The sequence below is a fragment of the Luteibacter sp. TLI7-4A genome (genome assembly GCF_056754745.1).
Genome location: NZ_JBPGWO010000001.1, coordinates 3,063,857 through 3,090,696 on the forward strand (window position 1 = coordinate 3,063,857; position 26,840 = coordinate 3,090,696).

The window sequence follows — 26,840 nt, forward strand, 5'->3', positions numbered from 1 at the left end:
AGCGACGTTCCACCCGCGATACACGAAGGGGCCGCAAGGCCCCTTTTTCATGATGGGTCTTTCATGAACCTGCCTTGGTCGGAGCCCACTTGGAGCCCGCTTCTGGTGGGAGCCGACCCTGTCGGCGATGGGTGCTAGCCATAACCTGGCCCGCTGCCGCGGGATCGCCGATAAGGTCGGCTCCCACCGTGCTGCCTCGACCTGGCCCGCTGCCGCGGGATCGCCGACAAAGTCGGCTCCCACCTGCTGCCTCGACCTGGCCCGCTGCCGCGGGATCGCCGACAGGGTCGGCTCCCACCTAGCCGTTGCTCCAGCCGCCGCCCAGCGCCCGGATCAATTGCACGCTGGCGCGAAGCTGGCGGGTTTCCAGGTCGATCACGCTGCGCCGCGCGTCGAGCGCATCGGTCTGGGCCTGGACGACATCGAGGTAACCCACGGCGCCTTCGCGATACCGGTTGAGCGACAGGTCCACGGACCGCTGCGCCGCATCCGCGGCCGCTCGCTGATCCGTGAGCGCCGCACCCAGGTCGCGCAGCAGGGTGAGGTTGTCCTCGACCTGGGCGAAGGCGTTGAGCACCACGCCACGGTATTGCGCACCCGCTTCCTCGGTCGCCGCCTTGGCCGCATCCACTCCGGCCTTGCGGCGGCCGCCGTCGAACACGCTGAGGAACAACGTCGGGCCGATCGACCAGAATCGATTCGGTGCGGTGGCGATGCTGCCCCACGCGCTGCTCTGCCAGCCACCCTGCGCGTCGAGCGTCAGCTGCGGGAAGAACGCGGAACGAGCGATGCCCACGCGCGCGTTCGCGGCCGCCGTGCGCCGCTCGGCCGCCGCGATGTCCGGGCGCCGCTGCAGGATCAGCGAAGGCACTTCGAGGGGTATCGTGGGAACGCGCACGTCGTCGTCATCCGTCGCCAGCGTGAATGTCGAAGCGGATTCGCCAACCAGCACTGCGATCGCGTGCTGCACCAGTCCGCGTTGCGCCTGCGCCTGCGTCAACTGCGATTTCGCGTTCGACAACTGCGTCTGCGCACGCGCCACGTCCAGGCCCGACGCGATACCGCCGTCGTGGCGCGACCGGGTCAGCTCGAGGGCACGGGTGAACGCCTCGATACTTTCGCTGAGAACCTTGATCTGGCGGTCGAAGCCGTTGAGCTGGAGATAGCTGTCGGCCAGCTGCGCCTGGAGGCTCAACTGCACGGAGGCGAGATCCGCCGCCGATGCGGCCTGCTCGGCGGTGCCGGCGGCAACGCTATCGCGTACCCGACCCCACAGGTCCACCTCGTAGTCGAGCTGGGCACCGATCGTGTACGAGTTGTAGAAGGCGGGCGACGTGGCGCCGCGCAAGGGCCGCGTGTCGGACTCGCGGTTGCGCGTGGCGTTGCCGCTCAATCCGATCTGCGGGAAGAGGCCCGCGCGCACTTGCCGGGTGAACGCTTCCGATTGCTCGTAATGCGCGAGCGCCGCCGCCAGCGTCGCATTGTTCGCGACCAGCTTCGCCTGCAGCTCGTCGAGCCGGGGATCGCCGTAGAGCTTCCACCAGCCGTTCCTGTCGATATGATCGGCCGGCTTCGCCTCCGTCCACGGGGTGGCCGCGTTCGCGTACTGCTCCGCCACCGGCACATCGGGCGCCTTGTAGCTGGGCGCGAGCGAGCAAGCCGACAGGCCGAGCGACATCAGAACGACGGTCGCGACGCCGGCACCTGCCCAGCTCCGGTGGGAGCCGACCTTGTCGGCGATGGCAGCTTGCCGCAAGGTCGAATCGCCGACAGGGTCGGCTCCCACCAAGGAACTGCCCTCCACCAAGGGCGCGGCTCCCACCGGGAGGGTGTCAGGCCTTGGCATGGTCACCATCCGCCTTCTTCGCCTGCTCGCCTTCCGCTTTCTTCGGTGGATTGACTCGCACGGTGTCGCCATCGGCGAGCCCGTCGGGCGGGCTCTCGATCAGGCGGTCGCCGGCGGCCAGGCCCGAGCCGAGCTGCACGGTCTTCCCGAAGTCGCGGGCGATGGTCACGTCCTTGAACTTGACCTTGCCCTGTCCGTCGACCACGGCGACGCGCAGGCCCGAATTGTCGAAAACGAGGGCACTTGCGGGTACGCGCAGCAACGACGCGTTCGACGGAAGGTCGAAGGTGACGCTCGCATAGCCACCGGGCAGCAACTTGCCGTCGGCATTGTCGACCGACACCTGGACCAGCGTGGTACCGGAAGCGGCGTTGATCGCCGACGACGACGATTCGACGGTACCCGTGAAGGTCTGCCCCGGATACTCCGGCACCGCGAGTTTCACGGTCGCACCCTGCTTGATGGAAGGCGCGTAGTTCTGCGGCACGTTGACGTACATGCGCAGCTTGCGCACGTCGGACACGACGAACAGTTCCTGCCCGCCACCGCCGGCGTTGATCAGCGCGCCGACGTCCGTCTCGCGCGCGGTGACCACGCCGTCGAACGGCGCGACGAGCCTGGCGAAACCCTTCAGCGCCTCGATACGCTCCAGGTTGGCCTGCGCGGCCTGGGCCAGCGCGTGCTTGGCATCGTAGTCGCCGACCTTCTCGTCCACTTCCTGCTTGGACACCGAATCGGAGTCGCGCATGGCCTGCCAACGCGCGGCCGTGGTCTTTGCCAATGCCTCGTTGGCACGCGCACTGGCTAGGTCCGCCTTCGCCTGGAGCAACTGCTGGTCGAGGTCGGGCGTCTCGATCTCGGCGAGCAACTCGCCCGCCTTCACCTTCTGCCCGATATCCGCCTTCCAGTATTTGAGGTACCCACTGGTGCGCGCGAAGATCGGCGCACGGGCATACGCCTGGAGACGGCCCGGCAGGTTGAGGTCGCCACCGCCCTGGCCACCCTCGGGAGCGACCACGTTCACCGTCGGTACGGACTGCGCATCCGTCCATTCGCGCAGCTTTCGCGAGTCGTTGGCGCGCGTCGCCACGCCGGCCACGACGACGGCCAGGACGACGATCGCGGCGATGATGCCAGCCAGCCGGAGCCGGCGCGGCGGAGGGGTTTGCAACGTATCAGGCGACATGGACAGGCTCTCCGGAGGTGTTCGCCGGTGTGGGTGACGGATGACCACGACGCGCGTGGATGATGCTGAAGACGACGGGGACGAAGAACAGCGTGGCGGTCGTGGCGAAGACCAGGCCGCCGATCACGGCGCGGCCGAGCGGCGCGTTCTGCTCGCCACCTTCGCCCAGGCCCAGGGCCATGGGCGCCATGCCGATGATCATCGCCAGCGCGGTCATCAGCACCGGGCGGAAGCGCACGAATCCGCCTTCGAGGGCGGCAGCCGTCGCGTCCCCGAGTTCGGCCAGCCGCTCGCGGCAGAAGCTGACGACCAGGATCGAATTGGCGGTGGCCACGCCCATGCACATGATGGCGCCGGTGAGCGCGGGCACCGACAAGGTGGTATGCGTGGCGAACAGCATCCAGATGATTCCCGCGATCGCCGCGGGCAGCGCGGTGACGATCACGAACGGATCGCTCCACGACTGGAAGTTCACCACGATCAGCAGGTAGATCAGCACGATCGCGCCGAGCAGGCCCAGGATCAGCCCGGAGAACGCGTTGTTCATGGTCTGCACCTGGCCGAGCAAGGCGGTGGTCGACGCCTTGGGCAGGAACTTCTTGTTCGCCTCGATGATCTTCTGGATGTCGGCGGCGACGGCGCCGAGGTCGCGGTCCTGCGTCGTCGCATAGATCTCGACCATCGACTGGATGTTGTACTGGCTCACCACCGCGTTGGTGGCCGTGCGCGACACCGTGGCAAGGCCACCGAGGATCTGCGAACCGGCCGTGCCCGTGCTGGGGCTGATCGGCACGTTCTCCAGGTCGGGCAAGCTGTCGAGGCTGTACTGCGGCGTCTGCATCACGATCGGGTAGGACACGCCGTTCTGCGGGTTGAGCCAGAAGGTCGGCGCGATCTGGCTCGAACCGGCGAGGTTCACGCCAAGGCTGTTGGTGACGTCGCGCTCGGTGATGCCCACCTGCTGCGCGCGGCTGCGGTCGACGTCCACATTGAGTGTCGGGTTGGCCCGCGACTGCTGGATGCGTGCGTCGGCCACGCCCGGCACGCGGCGGATCTCGCGCAGCAGGCGGCTTGCATAATCGAAGTTCGCCGCGAGGTTCGGCCCACGGATCTGCAGGTCGATCGGTGCGGGCGAGCCGAAGTTCAGGATCTGGCTGATGATGTCCGCCGGTGGGAACGAGAACGTCGTGCCCGGGAACTCGCGTGGCAGCTGCTCGCGCAACCGGCGCACATAGTCGGCGGTCGGCGCGTGTCCCTCGTTCAGCGCGATCTGGATGTCGCCATCCTGCGAGCCGATGGTGCCGGTGTTGTTATAGGTGTTGTTGATGCCCGACGAGGACAGGCCGATGTTGTCGACCACCGTCCCGAGTTCCTCCTTGGGAACGATCCTCCGCACGGCGTCGGTCACCTCGGCGAAGAGGCGCGCGCTTTCCTCCACGCGCGTCCCGACGGGAGCGCGCACGTGCATCAGGATCTGGCCCGAGTCCACCGACGGGAAGAAGTTGCGGCCGAGCATCGGCACCAGGGCGAAGGAGAACACCACGAAAGCCATGAAGCCGATGGTGAAGGCCTTGCGGTGATGCAGGGCGAGGGCGAGCAATCCGTGGTAGCTCTCGCGTATCTTTTCGAAGCGGGCCTCGAAACGGCGCTGGAACCGGACCAACGGATTGCGCGACGGCTTCTTGCCCTCGCCATGCGGGTCGTCGTGCGAGTGTGGGTGCAGCAGGTACTTGGCCATCGTCGGCACGAGCGTGCGCGAGAGGATGAAGGACGCGATCATCGCGAACATGACCGCCTCGGCCATGGGCACGAAGAGGAAGCGCGCCACGCCCTGGAGGAAGAACATCGGCACGAACACGATGCAGATGCACAACAACGAGACGAAGGCCGGCGTCACGATCTGCGCGGCGCCATCGAGGATCGCCGTCTCGACGTCCTTGCCGTGCTCCAGGTGCCAGTTGATGTTCTCGATGGTCACCGTGGCATCGTCCACGAGGATGCCCACGGCCAGCGCGAGGCCACCCAGCGTCATGATGTTCATGGTCTCGCCCATCGCCGACAAGGCCGCGATGGAACCGAGGATGGCCAGCGGGATGGACGTGGCGATGATCACCGTCGAACGCCAGCTGCCGAGGAACAGGAGGATCATCAGGCTGGTGAGCGCCGCGGCGATGATGCCTTCGCGGGCCACGCCTTCGATCGCGGCGCTCACGAAGAGGGACTGGTCACCGATGGGCGCGATCTTGAGGTTGGACGGGAGTGCCTCCTTCATCGCGGCGACGCGCTCCTTGATCCCGGCGATGATCGCCAGCGTGGACGCCGAGCCGTTCTTCAGCACGGTCATCAGCACCGAGCGGTCACCGTTGACGTGCACGATATTGGTCTGCGGCGGCGAGCCGTCGCGCACGTGGGCGATGTCGCGAATGAAGACGGTGGCACCGTTGACCGTCTTCACCGGCAGGTTGCCGAGCTCGTCCACGTCCGACGGCGAATTGTTGAGCTGCACCGTGTATTCGTACTCGCCGATCTTCTGCGTGCCCACCGGCGTGATCAGGTTCTGCGCGGCCAGCGCGTTGGCGACGTCCTGCGCGGACAGTCCGCGGGCCTGCAACGCCGGCGGATCGATATCGATCTGCACCTGGCGCGTCTTGCCGCCGAACGGGAACGGAATGGCCGCGCCGGCCACGGAGGTCAGTTGCGGACGGATGATATTGAGGCCGAGGTCGCCCAGGTTCTGCTCGGTGAGACCCTCGCCGGACAGCGCCAGCTGGATGATCGGCACCGTCGACGCGTTGTAGTTCAGGATCAGCGGTGGCGTGGTGCCCTGCGGCAGCTGGCGCAAGAGGGTCTGCGCGACGGCCGTGACCTGGGCGTTGGCGGTGCGGATGTCGACGGTCGGCTGGAAGAAGATCTTGATGATGCCGAAGCCCTGGATCGAGCTGGCCTCGATGTGCTCCACGTCGTTCACCGTCGTGGTCAGCACGCGCTCGAACGGCGACGAGACGCGTCCGACCATCTGGTCCGGCGGCAGGCCGTTGTACTGCCACACCACCGCGATCACCGGAATCTTGATGTCGGGAAAGATGTCCGTCGGCGTGCGCAGCGCGGCAAGCGGACCGATGATGAGGATCAGCAGGGCGAGGACGACGAAGGTATACGGCCGCGTGAGTGCGATCCGGACGATGCCAATCATGGGAAGACGGATTCCGAGCGCGATGTTGCGTCGCGGCGGATTTTGCGCCCGGCGGAATCCGCCGCGTAGTTAAGATTTATTTAGGCGGCCGGACACGTCACGGAAAACACCGCACCCTTCTCGTTTCCACCCACCGACAACGAGAACCCGTGCAGGCGGACGATAGCGCTCACGATCGCGAGACCCAGCCCGCAGCCCGGCTTGGTGCGGGTCTCGTCGCCCCGGTAGAACCGGCGGAACACCGCCTCGCGCTCGTTCGGCGGGATGCCGGGACCGGTGTCCGCGATATCCACCCGCGCGTCGCCCGTGGGATCGGTGAGCGCCACCAGGCGTACCGCGCCCCCATCCGGGGTGAACTTGATCGCGTTACCGACGAGGTTGGCGAATGCCTCGAACATGAGCTGGGGGTCGCCGCGAAGCGGTGGCAAGCGGCCCACCTCGATCTCGAACAGTTGCCCGCGATCCTCGGCCAGCGGTGCGTAGAACTCGTGCACGTTGCGCAGCACGATACCCAGGTCCATGTTTTCGAAGCATGCGCTGCGCTGGCGGTCCTCCAGTTCGGATACCCGCAAGAGGGCACGGAACCGGCTGAGGACGGTGTCGATCTCGGCCACGCAGGCGTCGAGCTGCTCCGCTTCGGGCTTTCCCTCGAACTGCTGCTGCAGGCGATACAGGCGCGTGCGCATCCGCGTGAGCGGCGTGCGCAAGTCGTGGGCGATGTTGTCGGTGACGCCCTTCACCTCGCCGAGCAGGCGCTCGATCTCGGTCAGCGTGGTATTTACCGTCGCGGCCAGCAGGTCCACCTCGTCGCCGCCGCGCGTGACGGGCAGGCGCACGCTGAGGTCGCCTTCGCGGATTGGCTCCATCGCCCGCTGGATCGCCCGTATCCGCCGTGCGGGACCACGGGCGATCAGGACGCCGCCGAGCAGGCCGGGAATGAGTGTCAGTGACAGGCCCCACAGCAAGCCGCGGCGAATGATCGCCCCGATGCCGTCGATGGTCGTGCTTTCCTTCGCGACGACCAGGCGGTCGCCATTGGGCAGCACGCGGGTGATGCCGCGCGCGCGCATGGTGGCGTTGCGGGTGGGGCCGGCGAGGCTGGCATTGACCGAACGCACGACGCCCTCGTCGGTCAGTTCCTCGGGCACCTTGCTGATATTGCCGGCGATGCGCGCGCCCTTCGCGTCGAACAAGCCGATCCACATGAAGCCCTGGACGTCGATGGCGCTTGCCGCCTCGACGGTCGCCGGCAGGCGCCGCTGGTCCGTGTTCTCGAGGTAATGGATGCGCGCGGCGAGCATCTGGTCGACCACGCCCGACAGGTAGCGCGAGGCCTCCCATTGCACGACACCCAGCAGCACGACGGACCAGATCGCGAACAGGGCGCCATAGATGAGGATCAGGCGCGAGGTGGCGGAACGCCAGGCGTCAGTCAGCGGGCGCAAGGACATACCCCGAGCCGCGCACGGTGCGGATGAGTGGCGCCTGGCCGGCGCCGTCGATCTTGCGCCGCAGGCGGCCGATATGGACGTCGATCACGTTGGTGCCGGGATCGAAGTGGAAACCCCACACATGCTCGAAGATCATCTGCCGCGTCACCACCTGGCCCGCGTTGCGCATCAGGAATTCGAGCAGGCGGAACTCGGTGGGCAGCAAGGTGAGCGCTTCGCCATTGCGCTCGGCGTTATGGCGGACCAGGTCCAGTTCGAGGTCCGCGACGCGCAGCCGCGTATCGTTCGCGCTCGGCCGGCGCCGGCGCAGCAAGACCTCCGCACGCGCGGCCAGCTCATCGGGAGCGAACGGCTTGGTGAGGTAGTCATCGCCGCCCGCACGCAGGCCACGTACGCGATCGTCCACATCGGACAGGGCGCTGATCATCAGGACCGGCGTATCGACGTTGCGCTTGCGCAAGGCCGAGACCACATCGATGCCGTCCATGCCCGGCAGCATGCGATCGAGGGTGATGATGTCGTAGCCGTCCTCTAGCGCGCGCGCGAGCCCGTCACGGCCGTTGGCCACCCAATCGGCGGCAAGACCGTGCGCACCCAGCTCCGCGACGATGTCGCGGGCGGTCACTTCGTCGTCTTCGATGACCAGGGCCCTGGGCATCAGGATTCACTCCGCATGGACTGAGGCAACGGAAAACGGCCCCTCGCGGAGCCGTTCCGGATCTTACGCCAGTTCAGAGGATCAGGCCGCGATGGCGACGCGCATCTTCTTCATGGCATTCGCCTCGATCTGGCGGATGCGTTCGGCGGAAACGCCGTACTCATCGGCCAGGTCCTGCAACGTGGCCTTGTTGTCCTCGGCCAACCAGCGGCGTTGGATGATGTCGCGCGAGCGGTCATCCAGGTTGCCCAGGGCGGAGGACAGCGCGCCCATCTGGTTGTTGCTGGCATCTTCCTCGGCGAGGTTGTCGTACGGATCGGCGCCTTCGTCGACGAGGAACGCCGCGGGTGCCGGCTTGTCGTCGTCATCCGCGTCGGCCGGGGCCTCGAAGCCCACGTCACGACCCGATAGCCGCGATTCCATCTCGCGGACGGTGGCTTCCGGCACGCCAAGGTCCTGCGCGACGACGCGCACTTCCTCGGCGTTCATCCAACCCAGGCGCTTCTTGCTCTTGCGCAGGTTGAAGAACAGCTTGCGCTGCGCCTTGGTGGTCGCGACCTTCACGATGCGCCAGTTGCGCAGGATGAATTCGTGCATCTCCGCGCGGATCCAGTGCACCGCGAAACTGACCAGGCGAACGCCCTGGTCCGGGTCGAAGCGCTTCACCGCCTTCATCAGGCCGATGTTGCCTTCCTGGATGAGATCGGACAGCTGCAAGCCGTAACCGTTGTAGCCGCGAGCCACATGGACCACGAAACGCAGGTGGGACATCACGAGCTGCTTGGCGGCGTCGAGGTCGGCGTCGTCGTGGAAGCGGCGCGCCAGCGACTGCTCCTCGTCAAGGCTGAGCACCGGGATGCGATGGACCGCCGAGATATAGGAATCCAGACTGCCAACGACGCTCGGTAGCCCGTAGTTACGGGTGGCGAGGGCTTGGGACATGTGTGGAACCTCCTGAAAGTCTGTATGCAGATTAGCAGTCCCGAAGTGAGAGTGCTAAGTCAGCCCGAAGTTCATATCGGTTAACTGTACGCAATGGTACAGAAATACCCTCCGGCTGTCCAGAGGACTCAGAGGGAGGTATTCAGGAGGCAGACGGCCGGCCGTGGAGCCGACCCCGTCGGCGATGGGTGCTTGCCGTGACCTGGCCCGCTGCCGCGGGATCGCCGACAAGGTCGGCTCCCACCAAGACCCGGGGCAAGCTCCCACCGAGGCCCGAGGCAAGCTCCCACCAGGACCCGAGGCAAGCCCCCACCAAGGTCTCTGGCGAGCGCCCATCGCCCCTCGGGTCAGGCGACGAGTTCCGCCCTCGGCGGCAACGACCAGTCGATCGGCGGCTCGCCCCGCGATTCCAGGTAAGCGTTCGCCAGGGCGAAATGGCCACAGCCCATGAAACCACGGTGCGCGGACAGGGGCGAGGGGTGCACGCTGCGCAGGATCTTGTGGCGCCGGCCATCGATCAGCTGGCCCTTCTTCTGCGCGTGGCTGCCCCAGAGCATGAAGACGAGGCCGTCGCGTTCGCGGTTCAAGGCATCGATGGCCGCGTCGGTGAAGCCCTCCCAGCCCTTGCCCTGGTGCGAACCCGCCTGCCCGGCCTCCACCGTGAGCACGGCGTTGAGCAACAGCACGCCACGATCGGCCCACGGCGTGAGGCAACCGTGGTCGGGGCGTGGGACGCCGAGGCAATCCTCGATTTCCTTGAACATGTTCTGCAACGACGGGGGCACGCGCACGCCGGGCCGCACGGAAAAACTGAGGCCGTGCGCCTGGCCGGGGCCATGGTAGGGGTCCTGGCCGAGGATGACGACGCGCACCTTGTCGAACGGCGTGTGCGCGAACGCGTTGAAGATCTCCGGGCCGGGCGGGTAGATCGTCTTGCCCCGCGCCTTCTCCTCGCGAAGAAAGGCCGAGAGCGCCCGCATCTCCGGGCGATCGAGGTAGTCGCCGATCCTTTCCTTCCAGGACGGCTCGAGCTTCACGCGATCGTTCAACTTTCCGCCCTGTCTCGAAGGTGCAAGGCCACCCGGAGCTGGAACAGCAGCTTGGTGATGAGCAGCTTCTCCTCGACGGGTTTCTCGACGAGGTCGTTGGCGCCGGCGCGCAGGAGCGCCGCCTGGTTCGCGGGATTCTCGTCGCCGGTCATGACCAGCGTGGGAAGCCGCCCCTTGCCGTAGCCGAACTCGTTGCGGATGCGCTCGACGAGGTCGCCGCCGGTGAGTTCTCCCTTGAGGCTGACATCGGTAAGGACCACGTCGGCGCCCATCTCGCCACGCGCCCTGGCTTCGCGCAGGTGTGTGAGCGCGTCCTCCGCGCTGATGACATGGCGTACGGTAAGGCCGTACTTCTCCATCATGCGTCGCGTGGCGAGCGCCACCACGCGACTGTCCTCGACATAGAGCACTTCGCCTTCCGCGCCGCCCTCGGGACGCACGTAGCCGCGGATGAACTCGGCCAGGGCGCCGAAACCCAGGGACTTGTCGAAGTAGTCGGTGACGAACTCGCCCAGCTCGCGCCGGTGCAGGCGCGCTTCGACGTCGCCGGAGACCACGACGATCGGCATGTAGATCTGCGGCGCGGACTCGCGCACGAAACGCGCCACGTCCAGCCCGTCCATGTCGGGCAGGCGCAGTGCCACGGTGACGAAGTCGAAGACGCCACGCTGCAACTCGGCTTGCGCCTCGGCGCCGGTGGACACACCGACGATCTCCACGCCCGGTACTTCCGCGTTGACCACGCGCGCGATCAACTGGCGGACGACTTTCGAGCCGTCCACCACGAGCATGCGAGGCGTCGCGCCCGCGACACCCGAACCGATGTGAGATCCCACCCCGCCCTCCCCCTGTCAGGCCGTCGCGGCGCGGCGAATCTGCCGCGCGCTGACGAGCCGCGCACCGAGCCACCCCAGCACGGCCGAGGCGAAGGGTACCGAAAGCAGGAGCCAGGCGGGGAGTCCGCCGAAGCTCACGCTGCCGTCGTACGCCGCGGCCAGGCGGCCGACGGGCCCGGCGAGGGCCAACTCGAGGACCACGGCCAGCGCCACGGCGAGGACACCTGCCAGGAAGCCAAGCCAGATACCGGCATACAGGTACGGACGGCGAACGAACGGACGACTCGCGCCGATGAGCAGGAGCACGCCGATCTCGGCGCTACGGCTCTGGATATCGACACGGATCGTATTACCGACCACCAGCAGGGCGGCGACGCCGAGCAACAGGGCCAGCAGGCTGACCGCACGGGTACCCACACCGAGCAGGGCATCGAGACGCTGCCGCCATGCACCGGTGTCCTGGACCATGTCGACGCCGGGCGTGGCCTTCATCGAATCGACGAGGCGGCCGATGTCCTCGGCCGACAAGCCTGGCTTGGGCTGCACGGAAAGCACGTAAGGCAGCGGGTTGGCATCGAGCGATTGCAGCGCGCCCGAGAAACCCTGTACCTCCGCCAGTTCGTCGAGGCCATCCTTCGGCGTGCGCACGACGATGTCGGCGACTTCCGGACGACCGCGCAGGGCGGAAGCGGCGGTCTCGGCCATGCCGGCGTTCTGGCCGGGCTTCATGAAGGCGCTGATGGACTGGTTGCGACCGAGCGCTTCGCCCATCCGCTGCACGTTGCCGAGCAGGAGGTAGAAGGTCAGCGGCAGGGCCAGCGCCACGCCCATCACGGCCACGGTGAGCAAGGTGCCGAGCGGGCGGGCGCCGAGACGGCGCAGGCTGATAGACATGCTCCAGGCATGGTGTTCACGCCATGCCCCCACCTTGCGCGGTTCGCTGCGACGGGTCTTTTCCGGCTCGGGCGCGCGACGCGGCTCGCGGACGGCGTTCATACCACCTCCATCGCGGGGACGTCGGCGACCAGCTTGCCGTGATCGAGCACGACGACGCGTTTCTTCATTCGCTTGATCAGCATGAGGTCGTGGCTGGCGACGAGGACGGCGGTACCGACCGCCTGGAACTCCGCGAACAGGCCCATGATCTCCATCGCCAGTTGCGGGTCGAGGTTACCCGTGGGCTCGTCGGCGATGAGCACGGCGGGTTTGGCGACGATGGCACGCGCGATGCCCACGCGCTGCTGTTCACCCGTGGAAAGCGCCTCGGGCAATTGCTTCTCGTAGCTGAGCAGGCCGACCTTTTCCAGCGCCGCGCGCACGCGCCGGCCACGATCGGCTGGCGAGACGCCCGCGATGATCAAGGGCAATTCGACGTTGGCGAAGACGCTGCGGTCCAGCAGCAGGCGGTGGTCCTGGAAGACCATGCCGAGCTTGCGCCGGATCTTCGGGATCTCGGCGGGGCGCACGGTGTTGAGCTTGCGGCCGTCGAGGGTCACCACGCCGTTGGTCGGGCGCTCGATCATCGCCAGCAGTTTGAGCAGCGTGCTTTTCCCCGCCCCGGAGTGACCGGTGACGAAGGCCATTTCGCCTGCCTCGACGCTAAAGGACACATCGGTAAGGGCCTGGTGATCGCCCTCGTACCGTTTGCTCACCAGATCGAAACCGATCACCGCGTCACCCGTTGGCCCGTGAAGCCCCAGAGGATAAGGGATGTGGTGTTGCTTTTGCGGCGCGGCGCCCGATGGGGTTCAGCCAATCGCACACCGGATCGGAGCTGCCTGCCGTGGGAGCCGACTGCCGTGGGAGCCGACTGCCGTGGAAGCGGATTGCCGTGGAGCCGCCCAGCTGTGGGAGCCGCTTCAGCGGCGACAGGGGACTTGCCTCAACCTGGCCCGCTGCCGCGGGATCGCCGACAAGGTCGGCTCCCACCAGAGCGGGCTTCCCACCACGTCGGCCGGCCGGGCCGGCCCGGCGGGGCGGCCCGGCGGAACTCGGCCTGGTGGGAGCCGACCCTGTCGGCGATGGGGTGCTTGCCTCAGCGCCCGCCGAACAACCGGCCGATGCGGCGCAGGAGACCGACCTTTTCCTTGGCGGGCGACGCCGCCGGAGCAGGCGCGGACGCCGGCCGGCTGGCCGTCACCTGGCGCGAAGGACGGCGGTTCGGGTTCGGCTGGCCTTCGGCATGCCGCGAAGCACCCGGTTGCTGCGCCCTGGCGGAGTCGCGCATCGAGGCGCCGTTGCCAGCCGACGAGGCCTCGCGGCCGCCGCTCGAACCTTCGCGGCCACCGTTGCGCCTGTTCGCACTGTTACCGGCATTGCCCGCGCCGCCGGCGTTAGCGCCCTCGGCGCCCTCGCGGGCCCCGCGGCCACGGCCGCCGCGACGGCGGCGCTTCTTCGGCGCGGAGGCATCGGCCATCGCTTCGGCGGCCGCCGGGAGTTCGGCGACCGTTTCGGCGACGACCACGGTCTTCATCGGCACTTCGGTCGACACGCTGTCCGCGGCGGCGGCCGGCCGGTCTTCGCGCGGCGGACGCGGGCGGCGCTCGCGGCTACCCGAACGCTCCCCGGAACGCGGACCGCCACGACCGTCGCGACCGCCACGGCCGCCCTTCTCCGGCGGCGCGCCGCGGGTCGGGATGTGGCCGTCGTTGTCGTTCGGATCGTCGATCTCATCCTGCACGCCATCCGCGCGCGGACGCGGCGGCGGCATCACCAGCATCTTCGCGTCGATGGACGCGGTCGGGATCTTCTGGTTGATGTAGGCCTCGATGTCGGGCAGGCCCATGGCGTAGAGGTCGCAGGCGAAGCTGATGGCGTCGCCCTCGGCGCCAAGCCGGGCGGTGCGGCCGATGCGATGGACGTAGTCCTCGGCGTCCTGAGGCAGGTCGTAGTTGAAGACGTGGCTGACCGCGGGAATGTGCAGGCCGCGGGCGGCCACGTCGGTGGCCACGAGCAGGTCGATCTGGCCATCCTGGAATCGCTGCAGCAGCTTCTGCCGCTTCACCTGCGGCACGTCGCCGGAGATGGCGCCGACGCGGAAGTTGTGCCGCTTCAGCCGGTCGGTGATGCGCTCGGCGGCGGCCTTGGTGTTGACGAAGATGATGCTGCGCTCGGTCTTGCTCTCTTCGAGCAGGTTGAGCAGCAAGGGCATCTTTTCTTCCTTCGAGGGGAAGTAGACCACCTGGCGAACGCGGTCGGCGGTGACGTTCTCGGTCTCCACCACGAGCTTTTCGGCTTCGTGCATGTGCTCGTACGCGAGCTCCAGCACGCGGTGGCTCAAGGTGGCGGAGAACAGCAGCACCTGGCGGGCTTCGCGCGACGGCAGGCGGCGGAAGATGAAGCGCACGTCCTTGATGAAGCCGAGGTCGAACATGCGGTCGGCTTCGTCGATGACCATGACCTCGACGCTGCCGAAGCCGAAGACGTCCTGCTTGTAGTAATCGAGCAGGCGGCCCGGCGTGGCGATGATGATGTCGCAGCCGTCGCGCAGTTGCTGGCGCTGCTTGTCGTAGTCGACACCGCCGTAGATGAGGGCGCTGCGCAGGCCGGTGGCCTTGCCGATGGTCTGGAAGTCCTTCTCGATCTGGATCGCCAGTTCACGGGTGGGTGCGATGATCAGGGCGCGGGGATCGGAATCCTTGCGGTCCGGATGCGCCGGGTTCTTCAGCAGGCGGTCCATCAGGGCGACCAGGAAGGCGAAGGTCTTGCCGGTGCCCGTCTGCGCCTGTCCGGCGACGTCGCGGCCGGTCAGGGCGATCGGCAGGGTCAGCGCCTGGATCGGCGTGCAACGGGTGATGCCGGCGGTGGCGAGGCCCTGGTGGAGCAGCGGATGGAGGTCGAGGTTTTCGTAGAAGACGTCGGTGAGAACGGTTTGGGACATGTGGATGAGTGACCTGGAGTCTCGCGCCACGGATACGCGGCGTCGCCCCGGCGGCAGGAATGGGCCGCGGGGCGGTGGGTGATCCGGTCGGCGGCGCCACGGGAGAGTCGGCAGGCGCCGGTTGCGACCGGCGGCCGTACGACGCGCCCGGCGCACGATGGCCGGAGGCGGCGGCGCGCGACCCGACGGTTCCCGCTGGCATAGGTGAAAAGGCTGTTAACCGCGAGAGCGTGTTCACCTATGTCAACGAGAACCATCCCGTCGGCGCCCTTGAATCGCTTGAATCGCGCCCCTAGTTGGGTTGGAATGAGGGCCGCCGGCTGCAATGGCCAAAGACCTTCGGTTCCGGTTGGACCCGCGACATGGGGCTCCTTAGTGTAGCCGATGCGAGCGTCACGGTCGTCAACCCCCTTTCACCCTTCCTTGGAGACCCCGGTGAGCGAAAAGATCACCCACACGAGCGACGCTGCCTTCCAGAAGGACGTCCTCGATTCCGATACCCCCGTCCTGCTCGACTTCTGGGCGGAGTGGTGCGGTCCCTGCAAGTCGATCGCCCCGGTCCTGGACCAGCTCGCCGACCAGTACGACGGCAAGCTGAAGATCGTGAAGATCAACATCGACGAGAACCAGAACACCCCGCGCCAGTTCGGTGTCCGTGGCATCCCGACCCTGATGGTCTTCAAGGGCGGCAAGGTCGAGGCGACCCAGATTGGCGCCGTCGGCAAGAGCCAACTCGACCAGATGATCCAGAAGGCGATCTGATCGCCTTAGCTGTACGTTTCACTTCCGCCGCCGCGTGAGGCGCTTTACGCCGCGCCTCACGCGATGCTAGGCTTCAGGAGTTCGCCGGGACACCGCTTGTCCCCCACGTCGCGAACCCTCTCCCATTCTTCTTTCAACGGCGCCCCGTGAGGTTTGCCCGTGTCCGATATCGAAACCAAAGATTCCATCGACGCCAAGGGCGCCGGCGACCAGCCTGCGACCGAACCGCGTCCGCGCACCCGCCGCAAGGCCCCGGCTTCGGCCGAGGCTCCGGTAGAGACGAGCGCCCCGTCGCCGGCTCCCGCCAGGGCGGCGGTGCCCCCACCCTCGCCACCGCCACTTCCGCCGGCTCCGCAGGCCGAACTCCAGCTGGGTAACACGCAGCAGCCGGAAAACCGGCAGCCCACGCCGCAAAACGACGTGCGCGAAGGCAACCAGGGGCAGTCCCAGGGTCAGGGAGGCGGCCAGCCGAACAACCCGCAGCAGGCACGGGGCGACAATCCCAACCAGCAGCAGAACCCCAATCGCGCCAACGACCGCAACGAGCGTGACGGCCGCGGCCGCCGCCGGCGCAACGAGCGCAACCAGCAGCGCCAGGGCGGCGGCGGTGGTGGCAGCCCGGGCAACAGCAGTGGCGGCGGTGGCGGTAACTACCAGCATCCGCGCAACAACAACGGCTATCCCGTCGACGACGACGAGAACGCCGACGCCGGCAGCAACGATCGCCTGATCAACCTGACCGAGCTCAAGCGCAAGAACGCCATCCAGCTGCTCGAGTTCGCCGAATCCCTCGGCGTCCGCGAAGGCGTGGCTCGCCAGCGCAAGCAGGACGTCGTCTTCAACATCCTCAAGGCCCACGCCCGCTCCGGCGGTGGCATCTGGGCCGAGGGCGTGCTCGAGATCCTGCAGGACGGCTTCGGCTTCCTGCGCTCGGCCGACGAATCCTACCTGGCCGGTCCGGACGACATCTACGTCTCGCCCAGCCAGATCCGCCGCTTCAACCTGCGCACCGGCGACTACATCACCGGCCGCGTCCGCCATCCGAAGGAAGGCGAGCGCTACTTCGCGATGCTCAAGGTCGACGACATCAACGGCGATCCGCCGGAGGCGTCGAAGAACAAGCTGCTGTTCGAGAACCTCACCCCGCTGTTCCCGCGCAAGTCGTTCAAGCTCGAACGCGGCAACGGGTCCACCGAGGACATCACCGGCCGCATCCTCGACCTCGTCGCCCCGATCGGCCGCGGCCAGCGCGGCCTCATCGTCTCCCAGCCGAAATCCGGTAAGACGATGATGCTGCAGAACATCGCCCAGGCCATCCAGTACAACCACCCGGACGTCCATCTGATCATGCTGTTGATCGATGAGCGTCCCGAGGAAGTCACGGAAATCGCCCGCACCGTTCGAGCCGAAGTCATCAGTTCCACCTTCGACGAGCCGGCCGTCCGTCACGTGCAGGTCGCCGAGATGGTGATCGAGCGTGCCAAGCGCCTGGTCGAGCACAAGAAGGACGTGGTGATCCTGCTCGACTCGATCACCCGCCTGGCCCGCGCCTACAACACCGTGGTGCCCAGCTCCGGCAAGGTGCTCACCGGCGGCGTCGACGCCAACGCCCTGCAGCGCCCGAAGCGCTTCTTCGGCGCGGCGCGCAACGTCGAGGAAGGCGGCAGCCTCACCATCATCGCCACCGCCCTGACCGATACCGGTTCGAAGATGGACGAGGTGATCTACGAGGAGTTCAAGGGCACCGGCAACATGGAAGTGCACCTGTCCCGCCGTATCTCCGAGAAGCGCGTCTACCCGGCGATCGACATCAACCGCTCGGGCACCCGCCGTGAGGACCTGCTCATCGATCCGGACCTGCTCGCGAAGATCTGGATCCTGCGCAAGCTCCTCCATCCGATGGACGAACTCGCCGCCATGGAGTTCATGCTCGACAAGATGAAGAACACGAAGTCCAACGACGAGTTCTTCAATTCCATGAAGCGCTGAGCGCTCCACGGGAACTTGCGAAGAGGCCGCCCAAGGGGCGGCCTCTTCGTATCCGGGCCCCGTCCACCAGCTTTTGCTACGCTGCGCCGCCGGCCATCCCTTTTGGGCACGAAGACGTGCCCCCATGTGGAGCGGCTACCGGCCTAAAGCCCAACGCCAAGGAAAGTCCGTGTCCATCCCCAGCGCCGCCAAAAGTACGCCGATCGGCGACCGTCACGACCTGGTCGCCTACCTCGCCGAAGGCGAGAAGCCGCGCGAGGCCTGGCGCATCGGCACGGAGCATGAGAAGTTCGGTTTCTATACCGACGATCTCACCCCGCCGCCTTTCACCGGCGAGCGCCCGGGCATCCGCGACGTCCTCGAGGGACTGGCCTCGCGCTTCGGCTGGGACATCGCCCGCGAAGGCGAAACACCGGTGGCACTGACCAAGGGCAAGGCCAATATCACCCTGGAACCCGCCGGGCAGCTGGAACTCTCCGGCGCGCCGCTGGAGACGATCCACCAGACCTGCGATGAAGTCACCGACCACCTGAAAGAAGTCCGTGCCGTCGCCGAGGACATGGGCATCGGCTTTCTCGGGATGGGCTTTCAGCCGAAGTGGCGCCGCGACCAGATGCCATGGATGCCGAAGGGCCGCTACAAGATCATGCGTGAGTACATGCCCAAGGTCGGCTCGCTCGGCCTGGACATGATGACCCGCACCTGCACCGTCCAGGTCAACCTCGACTACGCGAGCGAGGCCGACATGGTGAAGAAATTCCGCGTCGCGCTCGCCTTGCAGCCCATCGCCACGGCGCTGTTCGCCAATTCACCCTTCACCGAAGGCAAGCCGAACGGCTACAGGTCGTACCGCTCGCACGTCTGGACCGATACCGACGGCGACCGCACCGGGATGCTCGATTTCGTCTTCGAGGACGGCTTCGGTTATGAACGCTACGTCGACTACATCCTCGACGTGCCCATGTATTTCAGCTATCGCGACGGCCAGTACGTCGATCTGTCCGGGCAGGACTTCAAGAAGTTCATGCGTGGCGAACTGCCGGCCTTGCCGGGCGCGCGGGCGACGATGAAGGACTGGGCCGATCATCTGACGACCGCATTCCCCGAAGTGCGCCTGAAGCAATACCTGGAAATGCGCGGCGCCGACACGAGCACGTGGAATTCGCTCTGCGCGCTGCCGGCATTCTGGGTGGGCTTGCTGTACGACGACGTCGCCCTGGACGCGGCCTGGGATCTGGTGAAGGACTTCAGCAAGGCCGAGCGCCATGCATTGCGCGACGGCGTGCCGAAGGAAGCGCTGGCCCTTCGCTTTCGCGGTCACACCGTACGCGATCTTTCACTGGAAGCCTTGAAGATTTCCGAAGCGGGCCTGAAACGCCGCAACCAGCTCGGAAACCGCGGCGCGGACGAATCGATCTACCTCGAACCCCTGATGGAGATCGCCATCTCGGGCAAGACGCAGGCCGACGTGAAGCTCGAACGGTTCCATAAGGAATGGAACGAGAGCGTCGATCCGATCTTCCGCGAATACGCCTACTAAAAGCATCGCCAACCCTATCGGCGATTCGAGGCAATAAAAAGATTCTTCACGGAAGTCCGGGGTGCACGGAAGCCGAGCCCACACCAGGCGAACCCCGCAAATACAGGAAGAACCAATAAAAAAAACCTCCCCGTCACCAGGGAGGTTTTTTCTTTGCATCAGCCGATCGCGCGAGCGATCAGAACTGGTACTTGGCCGACACGCTGAGCAGGTTGCCCTTGTCGTCGTTCTGGCCGACGAGACGATCGCCCGTCGCGCTCGACACACCGGCGATGTGCGCGTTGTTCACGAAGATGTGCGCATAACCGGCGTTGATCTCGAAGCGCTCGGTGGCCTTGTAGCCAAGACCGAAGGCCACCCACTTGCGGGTCGAATCCGGCACGCGCGGCGAGCGGGTGTCGTCGTAGGTCGGGGTGCTGTCCACGGCCACACCGGCACGCAGGGTGAACTTGTCGTCGAGGTAATACTCGCCGCCAACCGATGCGAACCAGCTGTTGCGCCAGCTGTAGTTCTCGCTCGTGGACGGCTGGTTCGGGTTCGAGTAGTTGACCGTGAGATCCTTGAACGAATCCCACTTGGTCCACGACAGGTCGAAGCCGAGGCCGAACTTCTCGTCCTGGTGCCAGAAGCTGGCGGTCGCGATGGCGGGGGTGGTGAAGCCCGCGCGGCCATCGGTATGGGTGAACGGCGGCTGCCCGCTACCCAGCAGGGCGCCGACGGTCGGATTCGACAGCACGGCGGTGACATTGGTCGGCATGGTGAAATTGCCGGTGCCTTCCAGGGTGTGCTTGATCTTGCTGCGGTAGTTCAGCGCGATGCGATCGTTCGGCGTGAGCTTCCACAGGCCGCCGACCTGCCAGCCGTAGGCCCAGTCGTCACCCTTGATCTTCGCGTATCCATCGCTGCCCGGAGGCACGACGGCCGCGTACTGCGCGGCGAGCGCACGGGCCACGGCCGGGGAAAGCTGGCCCGCTGCCGCGGCGCGCTGGATCAGCCCCAGACCGACGGTGTTGTAATTGATCGCGCTGGTCAGTTCCGCGCTCGTCTTCTGCGCGATGGCGCTGACGCCGACGGCGAAGTCGTCGGTCACGTCGAACGAAGCCGACAAGGTCACGTCGAACGACTTGAAGTCGGACTTGATGCCGTTGTAGCGGCCCTTCCAGTCGGAGTCGTACTCGGTCTTGAAGCCGAACGGCGCGGTCAGGCCGAGGCCGAGGTGGACGCGGTCGCTGACCTGGGTGGCGAAGTACATCGCCGGGACGGGAATCGTGGTGCCGGCTTCGCCGCCGTTGCCGCCGCTGATCGGACGGCCTTGCGCATCGGTGGCCGTGCCATGGAACTTGGTGCTGAAATTGATGCCGGTGACATCGGCCTGGAATACGTTGCCCTTGAGCATGGACATCGCAGCCGGGTTGTTGACGATGACGGAGGCGTCATCACCCGCGGCGGTGGAGCCGGCGAATGCGCGGCCCAGCGCCTTGGCGCTGTTTTCCTTGAGCTGGAAGGCGCTGGCGTGGGCGGCCTGCGGAGCCACCAACGCACCGGCGATGGCCAGCGAAAGGGCGGCGACGGCCAGCGGACGGGTCGAAAGGTTCAGCTTCTGCATGCGGAGTGCTCCTGCTTTTGTTCTGTTCGGGGGCGATATGACGCGCGCAGAAAGCGTAAAACTTTCCCCTTTTCATACGCGCGTTTAACATTCTGGCTGCGAACTCTGGACGACTTGACGCCCTGTTTGCAAGTGCGAATGCAACAAAGATGAAACGGTTACCACTTACAGGCCTCCCACCGGCACCGGCTTTTGGTAGGGTAAGCGGACGAGCCGCCACGCGAGACCTGCCGTCATGCACTGCTTCGTCTACGCCAGTCAGCGCAAACCCGACACCTATGTCTGGCTCACCCGCCGCGAGGGCTTCGATGTCCTCCCCGAGCCGCTCGTCCTCCTGCTGGGTGAACTTCGCCTCGTGCTCGAGGTGGAACTCACTCCGGAGCGCCGTTTGCCACACGAAGATTCTGAGCGCGTGCTGGCGAACCTCGCCGCGCAGGGCTGGCACATGCAGACGCCGCCCAACGAAACACTCAGCGTCTGCAACCAGCCGAACCACAATCGCGAGATCGACCCGGACCAGGTCGTCGTCCGAGCCTGACAAGGCACCCGCCGTGCATGGGTAAGACGTGCAGCCCGGGTTAACGCGACGTTACCGCGTGGGCGGTTTCCGCTCCGTATACTCCTGCGCATGGCCAATCCCAAACGTCGTCGCCCGCCGCTGATCAAGGCGCTGCCCTGGTTCCTTCCCGCCCTCGCCGCCGTCGCTTGCGCGGGGCTCACCGCGTCCCCGCTCGCACTGATCCCCTTGCTGCTGGCGAACGCACTGGCGATGAGCGCGGTCTGCCATGCCATCGGCTTCGATCCCGAGCCGAGCTACCTGCGCACGGTCTTGCGACGCGGCTCGGCCTACGTGGTCATGTTCACCGCCTACACCTTCGTCGTGTTCGTGCTCGTCGCCTGGCCACTGCTCAAGCTGACCCAGGCACCGAGCCTGGGTGCGGCCCTGCTTCTCGCCGGCACGCTGGTGGTCGCCTTGACGGTGCTCTGGCGGGTCTGGCCCGCGTTCGGACTGGTGTTCCTGTGGGACGACGCCTATCCCGCGCAGGGTGGCGACGGCTCGTGGATCTTCACCGCCATGGCCCGCTCGGTCAGCTTCGGCCGCCACCTCTCGGCGGAAGACCGCTTCTTCTCGCACTTCCTTCCAGCCGCCCTGGGCCTGCTGGTGCTCGCCTTCAGCGCCGTGGCGTTGTCGGGGCTTTACGGGGTGCTGCCGGCGGAGATGCGCCTCGCCGCGCTCGGCATCTATGCCGTCGTGCTCTTGCCGCTGGGCTGCATGGTCATCGCCAACCGAACGCTGCGCGCCCTGCTATGCGATCGCCGTGGCCATATCCGCACGGTGCGCGCCGAGCCACGACGCGGCGCGGAAGCACCCGTCGCGGCCGTCGCGCCGGCTCCCATTCCCGTGCTCAGCGATGAAGAAAACCAGCCCGGCGTGCGCGACCGCGCCCTCTTGGTAGCGACGCGCGAAGGGGACATCGCCCGTGCGGTGGCTCTGGTGGAAGCCGGTGCCGATCCCGATACCGCCGCGGAACCCGGCGACCGCGACCAGCGGCCCGTGCTGACCCTGGCCGCTCTATCGCCGGACATCCGCCTGCTTCGCGCCCTGATCGCGAAGGGCGCCCAGGTCGATCGCGTCCGCAACGGCATGACCGCGTTGCTCGCCGCCAGCCGTGACAGCTGGCACGGCCGGCCGGAAGCGGTACTCACGCTACTGACGAACGGCGCCAACGCGGCGGGCACGGACGCGGAAGGCAACACGCCGCTGCATGGCGCCGTGCTCAGCGCCGAGCCGACGGTCGCCGCCATGCTGCTCGACGCCGGTGCTCCGGTCGATGCCGTGAACGCCGCCGGCGACACGCCGCTGGCCCTGGCCTGCCGTGCCGCGAACTGGGCACTCGTCCGCTTCCTGCTGGAGCATGGCGCCAAACCGGCACCCGTGGGCGGCGAGCCGGCCCTCGTGGCGGCCGCGGGAATCGCCGACGACGACAGCGAAGGCGTCCGCGTCCTGCTCCGGCACAAGGCACCGGTGAACGCGGCGAACGCGCACGGACGCACCGCGTTGATCGCCGCCGCCGCGGAGGGCCACGAGCAGATCGCCCGCGCGCTGCTGCAAGCCAACGCCAATCCGAACCTCGCCGATCGGCACGGCACGACGGCATTGATGGAAGCCGCCCGCGCGGGCGCGCATGGCATCGTGCAACTGCTCGCTGAAGCCCATGCCGATGCCGCGCCACGCGATGGCCACGGGCGCGACGCGCTGACCCTCGCCTGCCAGTCGCCGCGAGCCCAGGCCGCCACCGTGCGCGCCCTGCTCGCGCTCGGTGCGCAACCGAAGGAAGCCGGGGCCGACGGCCGCAGCGCGCTGGACCACGCCGCCGCCACCGGCCGCTGGGACTTCGTCGCCCTGCTCGATCCCGAGACCCCGTTGCCGACATCGCTCAGCGAATCGGTGGTACCGGAAGCCGGCGCGGACTCGCCGATGCATCTGTACGATGCGCTACGTTTCGGTCACTGGGCGGTGGCCTCCACCTTCGCGACGAAAGTGCGCGAATGGCCCATGCATGAACTTGCCACGCTGTACGTCGACCTGGCCGGCGCCGGTTTCGACGCCGCGCGCGCCTGGCTGCTCGACCACGGCCTTGCCGCCGAGGCACGGCTCGCCACGGCCACCGACGAGGAAGGCACCTTGGGCCGCCGGTTGTTCGACGCCTTGCTGCCGCAGCTACCTCATTCAGCCGATGCGCTGCTCCAGCTCATGCGCGCGGGCGCATCGCCCGCCGGCGCGGGATTGCTCGGCCAGGCCGTATGCCGGCTGGAAGGCGCCGACGAGCGGCTGACCCTGGCCATGCTCGATGCCGGCGCGGATCCGTTCGGCGCCGATGCGCGCGGTCGCACGCCCGTGCATATGGCCGCCGCCACGGGCCGCGTCGCCCTCCTCCGCGCCTTGCTGGCACGTGGGATGGATCCCAATGTGCGCGACGCCGGCGGCCGCACGCCACTGCACGCCGCGCTCGAACAGGGCGGTGACAGCTTGCCGCTGGTTCGCCTCCTGGTCGCCCACGGTGCCGATCCCGAAGCCGCCGACGTCAACGGCGAAACGCCCTATGGCCTGGGCATCGGCCACGGCGACGTCGAACGCTGGTTGAACTGGCCGGCCTGGCAGCTGCCGCGCCGGGCGTTGCGTGCGGACGATTTGCCGGCTGCCGCGGCTGCCGGCGATACGCAGGCGGTCGATCGCCTGCTCGAACTGGGATTCCCCGTGGACACGCGCGACAGCCATGGCGCGAGCGCCCTGCTACGCGCCGCCGGTGCCGGCCAGCGCGAGGTCGTCGAGCACCTGCTCGCCGCCGGTGCCGATCCCACGGCGGCCGCGGCATCCGGCGTGACACCGCTTGCCGCCGCGGTGAATGCCCGGCGCGAGGCGGTGGTGGAGTTGTTGCTCGCGCGTGGCGTGGCGGTCGACCAGCGCCTGCCAGGCAACGCCACGGTGCTGATGATCGCGGCCACGCTCGGTTATCCGGAGATCGCGGACATGCTCCTCGCCGCCGGCGCCGACGCCACCGCCGAGGACGCCCATGGCCATACGGCCCTGCATGCCGCCGCCCAGTACTGCTTCGGCGGCAGCGACAGCCTGCGCGCACGCCGCTTGCTGGACACGGTGATCGGCAAGGGTGCCGACGTGAACAAAGCCGACAAGGATGGCGTGACGCCGTTGCTCATGCTGCTCGGCGCACATATGCGTCCCGGCGTCGCTACCGACGCGACGCACCTGGGCGCGCTCGTGCCTGTCCTGCTCGATGCCGGCGCCCGGATCGAGCATGCCGATCACCGGGGCGTCAGTGCGCTCCATGCCTGCGCCATGCATGCCCTGCTCCCACCCGCACGCTTGCTGCTGCACCGTGGTGCCAGCCGTAACGCCGCGGACGCCTTCGGCCGCACCGCGGCCGACGTCGCACGGCACCTTGGCTACGTCGATATCGCGCACGAACTCGGCGGGCGCACGGGAGCCATTCCGAGCGTACGGCAGACGCTGCGGCAGCCCGCGCAGCCGGACTGACTACTTTTCTTCTTCGCGGACCCGCTCTTCCACGGCGTCCGCCTCGAACAGCTGCTGCAGATCGTGCAGCGCTTCCTTCGTGGTCTGCACCAGCGCGGTCTCGTCGTCGTACACGAGATACTGCGCGCGCAATACCTGGTCGTCGTGCTTGCGGAACCGGGCGATCCGGCTTTCGACGACATCCGGAGCCATATCCAGCGACTCGAGCACGTGACGCGTCATTTCCAGGCTCGAATAGAACGTCTCGCGCACGGGGTCCTCGACACCGATGTCCATCAGCCGGAACGCATGCTGGCGGTTGCGCGCGCGCGCCACGATCTTCAGGTGGGGATACTGCCGGCGCACGAGGCGCGCCGTGCGCAGGTTGGCCTCGGGGTCGTCGGTGGCTATGACGAAGACCTCGGCCTTGTCGGCCTGGGCCGCGCGCAGCATTTCCGGGCGGCCGGGATCGCCGAAGAACAGCGAGGTGCCGCCGAAGCGGCGCGAGGTTTCCACCTGTTCCACCGAGCTTTCCAGCGCGACGAACTGGATGCCCTGCGCGCGCAGGACACGGGCGACGATCTGGCCCATGCGGCCGAAGCCGGCGATGATCACGCGGGGCGTGTCCGCTTCGATGGCGTCGAACTCGCGGTCCGGCTTGCGTACCCGGTCGTGCACCAGGCGCGACGCGGCGAGCACGAGCAGCGGGGTCAGGGCCATCGACAGCGAGATGGCCATCACCATCAGGCCGCGCTGGTTGCCATCGATGAGGCGGTTCTGCTGGGCGAGATTGAGGATGACGAACGCGAATTCACCGCCACAGGCGAGCACCGCCGCCAGGCGGACCGAATCCGCCGTGGTCAGGGCGCCCACGAGCTTTCCCAGCGGCATGATCAGGATGGCCTTCACGGCCAGTAGCAAGGCCACCATGCCGAGCACCAGCAACGGCTTCGCCACCAGCATGCCGAGATCGACCGACATACCCACGCTGACGAAGAAGAGGCCCAGCAGCAGCCCCTTGAACGGCTCGATGTTCGATTCGAGTTCGTGCCGGTACTCCGAGTCGGCCAGCAGCAAGCCGGCGAGGAAGGCACCCAGCGTGGTCGATATGCCGGCCAGTTCCATCAGCCACGCCGTGCCCATCACCACGAGCAGGGCCGTGGCCGTGAACACCTCGGTGCTCTTCGCCCTGGCGACGAAGCGGAACACGTGACGCAACAGCAGGCGGCCGCCGATGATCACGGCGACGATCGTTCCGACGACGCGGATGACACTCATGATGTCCGGCGCATGGGCGTCGTGGGCGATCGTGCCTCCGAGCAGGGGCACGGCGGCGATCAGCGGAATGGCGGCGAGGTCCTGGAACAGGAGGATGGCGAAGGCCTGCCGGCCATAGACCGTGCCGGCTTCCTTGCGCTCGGCCAGGATCTGCAGACCGAACGCCGTGGAGGACAAGGCGAGGCTGCCGCCGACGATCACGGAGGCCTTCCACGTCAGGCCGAACAGGAAATAGCCGATGGCGCCGATCGCGAGGGCGCAGGTAAGCACTTGCAGGCTGCCGCTGCCGAACACGGCCCGCCGCATCACCCACAGGCGCGACGGCGAGAGTTCCAGGCCGATGACGAACAGCATCAGCACGACGCCGAAGTCGGAAATCGTGGAGACGCCTTCGGTATCGCTGACCAGGCCCAGCACCGACGGGCCGATGACCACGCCGGCGAGCAGGTAGCCCAGTACCGCGCCGAGGCGGAAGCGCTTGGTCAACGGGACGGCGATCACCGTCGCCAGCAGGAAGACGACCGCCGTCTCGAGAAAGTGATGCCCATCCATCCTGCGACTCCCGGAGTATCGCGTTGGATTATGTCA

17 protein-coding genes and 1 pseudogene are annotated in these 26,840 nt (G+C 67.2%); 5 read left to right on the forward strand and 13 right to left on the reverse strand.

Going from position 1 to position 26,840, the window contains the following annotated elements; all coding sequences use genetic code 11:
* Positions 1–298: 298 nt before the first annotated feature.
* The 11 genes and pseudogenes from ACR9Y6_RS13515 to ACR9Y6_RS13565 form a co-directional block, all read right to left on the reverse strand.
* On the reverse strand, positions 299–1,846 hold the full coding sequence (locus ACR9Y6_RS13515) for an efflux transporter outer membrane subunit (RefSeq protein ID WP_481281750.1): 1,548 nt from the start codon (positions 1,844–1,846) through the stop codon (positions 299–301).
* The gene (locus ACR9Y6_RS13520) at positions 1,833–3,032 is read right to left on the reverse strand and encodes an efflux RND transporter periplasmic adaptor subunit (protein WP_481281751.1); all 1,200 of its coding nucleotides are present in this window, start codon (positions 3,030–3,032) and stop codon (positions 1,833–1,835) included. The genes ACR9Y6_RS13515 and ACR9Y6_RS13520 overlap by 14 nt, the downstream gene beginning before the upstream one ends.
* Positions 3,022–6,225: an efflux RND transporter permease subunit gene (locus ACR9Y6_RS13525; protein WP_481281752.1), complete on the reverse strand. Its 3,204-nt coding sequence runs from the start codon at positions 6,223–6,225 to the stop codon at positions 3,022–3,024. Before ACR9Y6_RS13525 ends, ACR9Y6_RS13520 begins: the two co-directional genes overlap by 11 nt.
* 80 nt (positions 6,226–6,305) lie before the next feature.
* Entirely contained in the window at positions 6,306–7,676 is a 1,371-nt protein-coding gene (locus ACR9Y6_RS13530; protein WP_481281753.1) for a sensor histidine kinase, read from the reverse strand.
* Positions 7,654–8,334, reverse strand: coding sequence for a response regulator transcription factor (locus tag ACR9Y6_RS13535; RefSeq protein ID WP_481281754.1), 681 nt, complete (start codon positions 8,332–8,334; stop codon positions 7,654–7,656). The genes ACR9Y6_RS13530 and ACR9Y6_RS13535 overlap by 23 nt, the downstream gene beginning before the upstream one ends.
* An 81-nt stretch (positions 8,335–8,415) precedes the next feature.
* Positions 8,416–9,276 (reverse strand): RNA polymerase sigma factor RpoH, encoded by an 861-nt coding sequence (gene rpoH, locus ACR9Y6_RS13540; RefSeq protein ID WP_371023837.1) that lies wholly within the window; start codon positions 9,274–9,276, stop codon positions 8,416–8,418.
* Between the two features lie 347 nt (positions 9,277–9,623).
* Positions 9,624–10,325, reverse strand: a complete 702-nt coding sequence (gene ung / locus ACR9Y6_RS13545) for a uracil-DNA glycosylase (RefSeq protein ID WP_481281755.1) — start codon at positions 10,323–10,325, stop codon at positions 9,624–9,626.
* A complete protein-coding gene (locus ACR9Y6_RS13550; RefSeq protein ID WP_481282731.1) occupies positions 10,322–11,116 on the reverse strand; it encodes a response regulator in 795 nt (264 codons plus the stop codon). Before ACR9Y6_RS13550 ends, ung begins: the two co-directional genes overlap by 4 nt.
* Before the next feature lie 60 nt (positions 11,117–11,176).
* Complete coding sequence (ftsX, locus tag ACR9Y6_RS13555; protein WP_481281756.1) at positions 11,177–12,157, reverse strand: permease-like cell division protein FtsX; 981 nt, start codon at positions 12,155–12,157, stop codon at positions 11,177–11,179.
* Positions 12,154–12,831 (reverse strand): cell division ATP-binding protein FtsE, encoded by a 678-nt coding sequence (gene ftsE, locus ACR9Y6_RS13560; RefSeq protein ID WP_306848048.1) that lies wholly within the window; start codon positions 12,829–12,831, stop codon positions 12,154–12,156. Before ftsE ends, ftsX begins: the two co-directional genes overlap by 4 nt.
* A gap of 580 nt (positions 12,832–13,411) precedes the next feature.
* Positions 13,412–15,041: pseudogene (locus tag ACR9Y6_RS13565) on the reverse strand (DEAD/DEAH box helicase); the annotation flags it as partial.
* Between the two features lie 435 nt (positions 15,042–15,476).
* On the opposite strand from ACR9Y6_RS13565, the gene trxA reads away from it, so the two are divergent.
* The 3 genes from trxA to ACR9Y6_RS13580 all read left to right on the forward strand — a co-directional run bounded on the left by trxA (position 15,477) and on the right by ACR9Y6_RS13580 (position 19,332).
* Positions 15,477–15,803, forward strand: a complete 327-nt coding sequence (gene trxA, locus ACR9Y6_RS13570) for a thioredoxin TrxA (RefSeq protein ID WP_429200203.1) — start codon at positions 15,477–15,479, stop codon at positions 15,801–15,803.
* A 159-nt stretch (positions 15,804–15,962) separates the two neighbouring features.
* Positions 15,963–17,792, forward strand: coding sequence for a transcription termination factor Rho (gene rho, locus ACR9Y6_RS13575; protein WP_481281757.1), 1,830 nt, complete (start codon positions 15,963–15,965; stop codon positions 17,790–17,792).
* A gap of 169 nt (positions 17,793–17,961) precedes the next feature.
* Positions 17,962–19,332, forward strand: coding sequence for a glutamate--cysteine ligase (locus tag ACR9Y6_RS13580; RefSeq protein ID WP_481281758.1), 1,371 nt, complete (start codon positions 17,962–17,964; stop codon positions 19,330–19,332).
* Between the two features lie 178 nt (positions 19,333–19,510).
* Here the strand turns inward: ACR9Y6_RS13580 and ACR9Y6_RS13585 are convergent, their stop codons facing one another.
* Positions 19,511–20,938, reverse strand: coding sequence for an OmpP1/FadL family transporter (locus ACR9Y6_RS13585; protein WP_481281759.1), 1,428 nt, complete (start codon positions 20,936–20,938; stop codon positions 19,511–19,513).
* Between the two features lie 235 nt (positions 20,939–21,173).
* On the opposite strand from ACR9Y6_RS13585, the gene ACR9Y6_RS13590 reads away from it, so the two are divergent.
* Together ACR9Y6_RS13590 and ACR9Y6_RS13595 are read left to right on the forward strand one after the other, a co-directional pair.
* Entirely contained in the window at positions 21,174–21,476 is a 303-nt protein-coding gene (locus tag ACR9Y6_RS13590) for a YcgL domain-containing protein (protein WP_481281760.1), read from the forward strand.
* 90 nt (positions 21,477–21,566) lie between these two features.
* Positions 21,567–24,995: an ankyrin repeat domain-containing protein gene (locus tag ACR9Y6_RS13595; RefSeq protein WP_481281761.1), complete on the forward strand. Its 3,429-nt coding sequence runs from the start codon at positions 21,567–21,569 to the stop codon at positions 24,993–24,995.
* Here ACR9Y6_RS13595 and ACR9Y6_RS13600 read toward each other — a convergent pair whose 3' ends face one another.
* Positions 24,996–26,804 carry a monovalent cation:proton antiporter-2 (CPA2) family protein gene (locus tag ACR9Y6_RS13600; RefSeq protein WP_481281762.1) on the reverse strand — a complete coding sequence of 603 codons (1,809 nt, stop codon included), beginning with the start codon at positions 26,802–26,804 and terminating at the stop codon, positions 24,996–24,998.
* Positions 26,805–26,840: the final 36 nt, after the last annotated feature.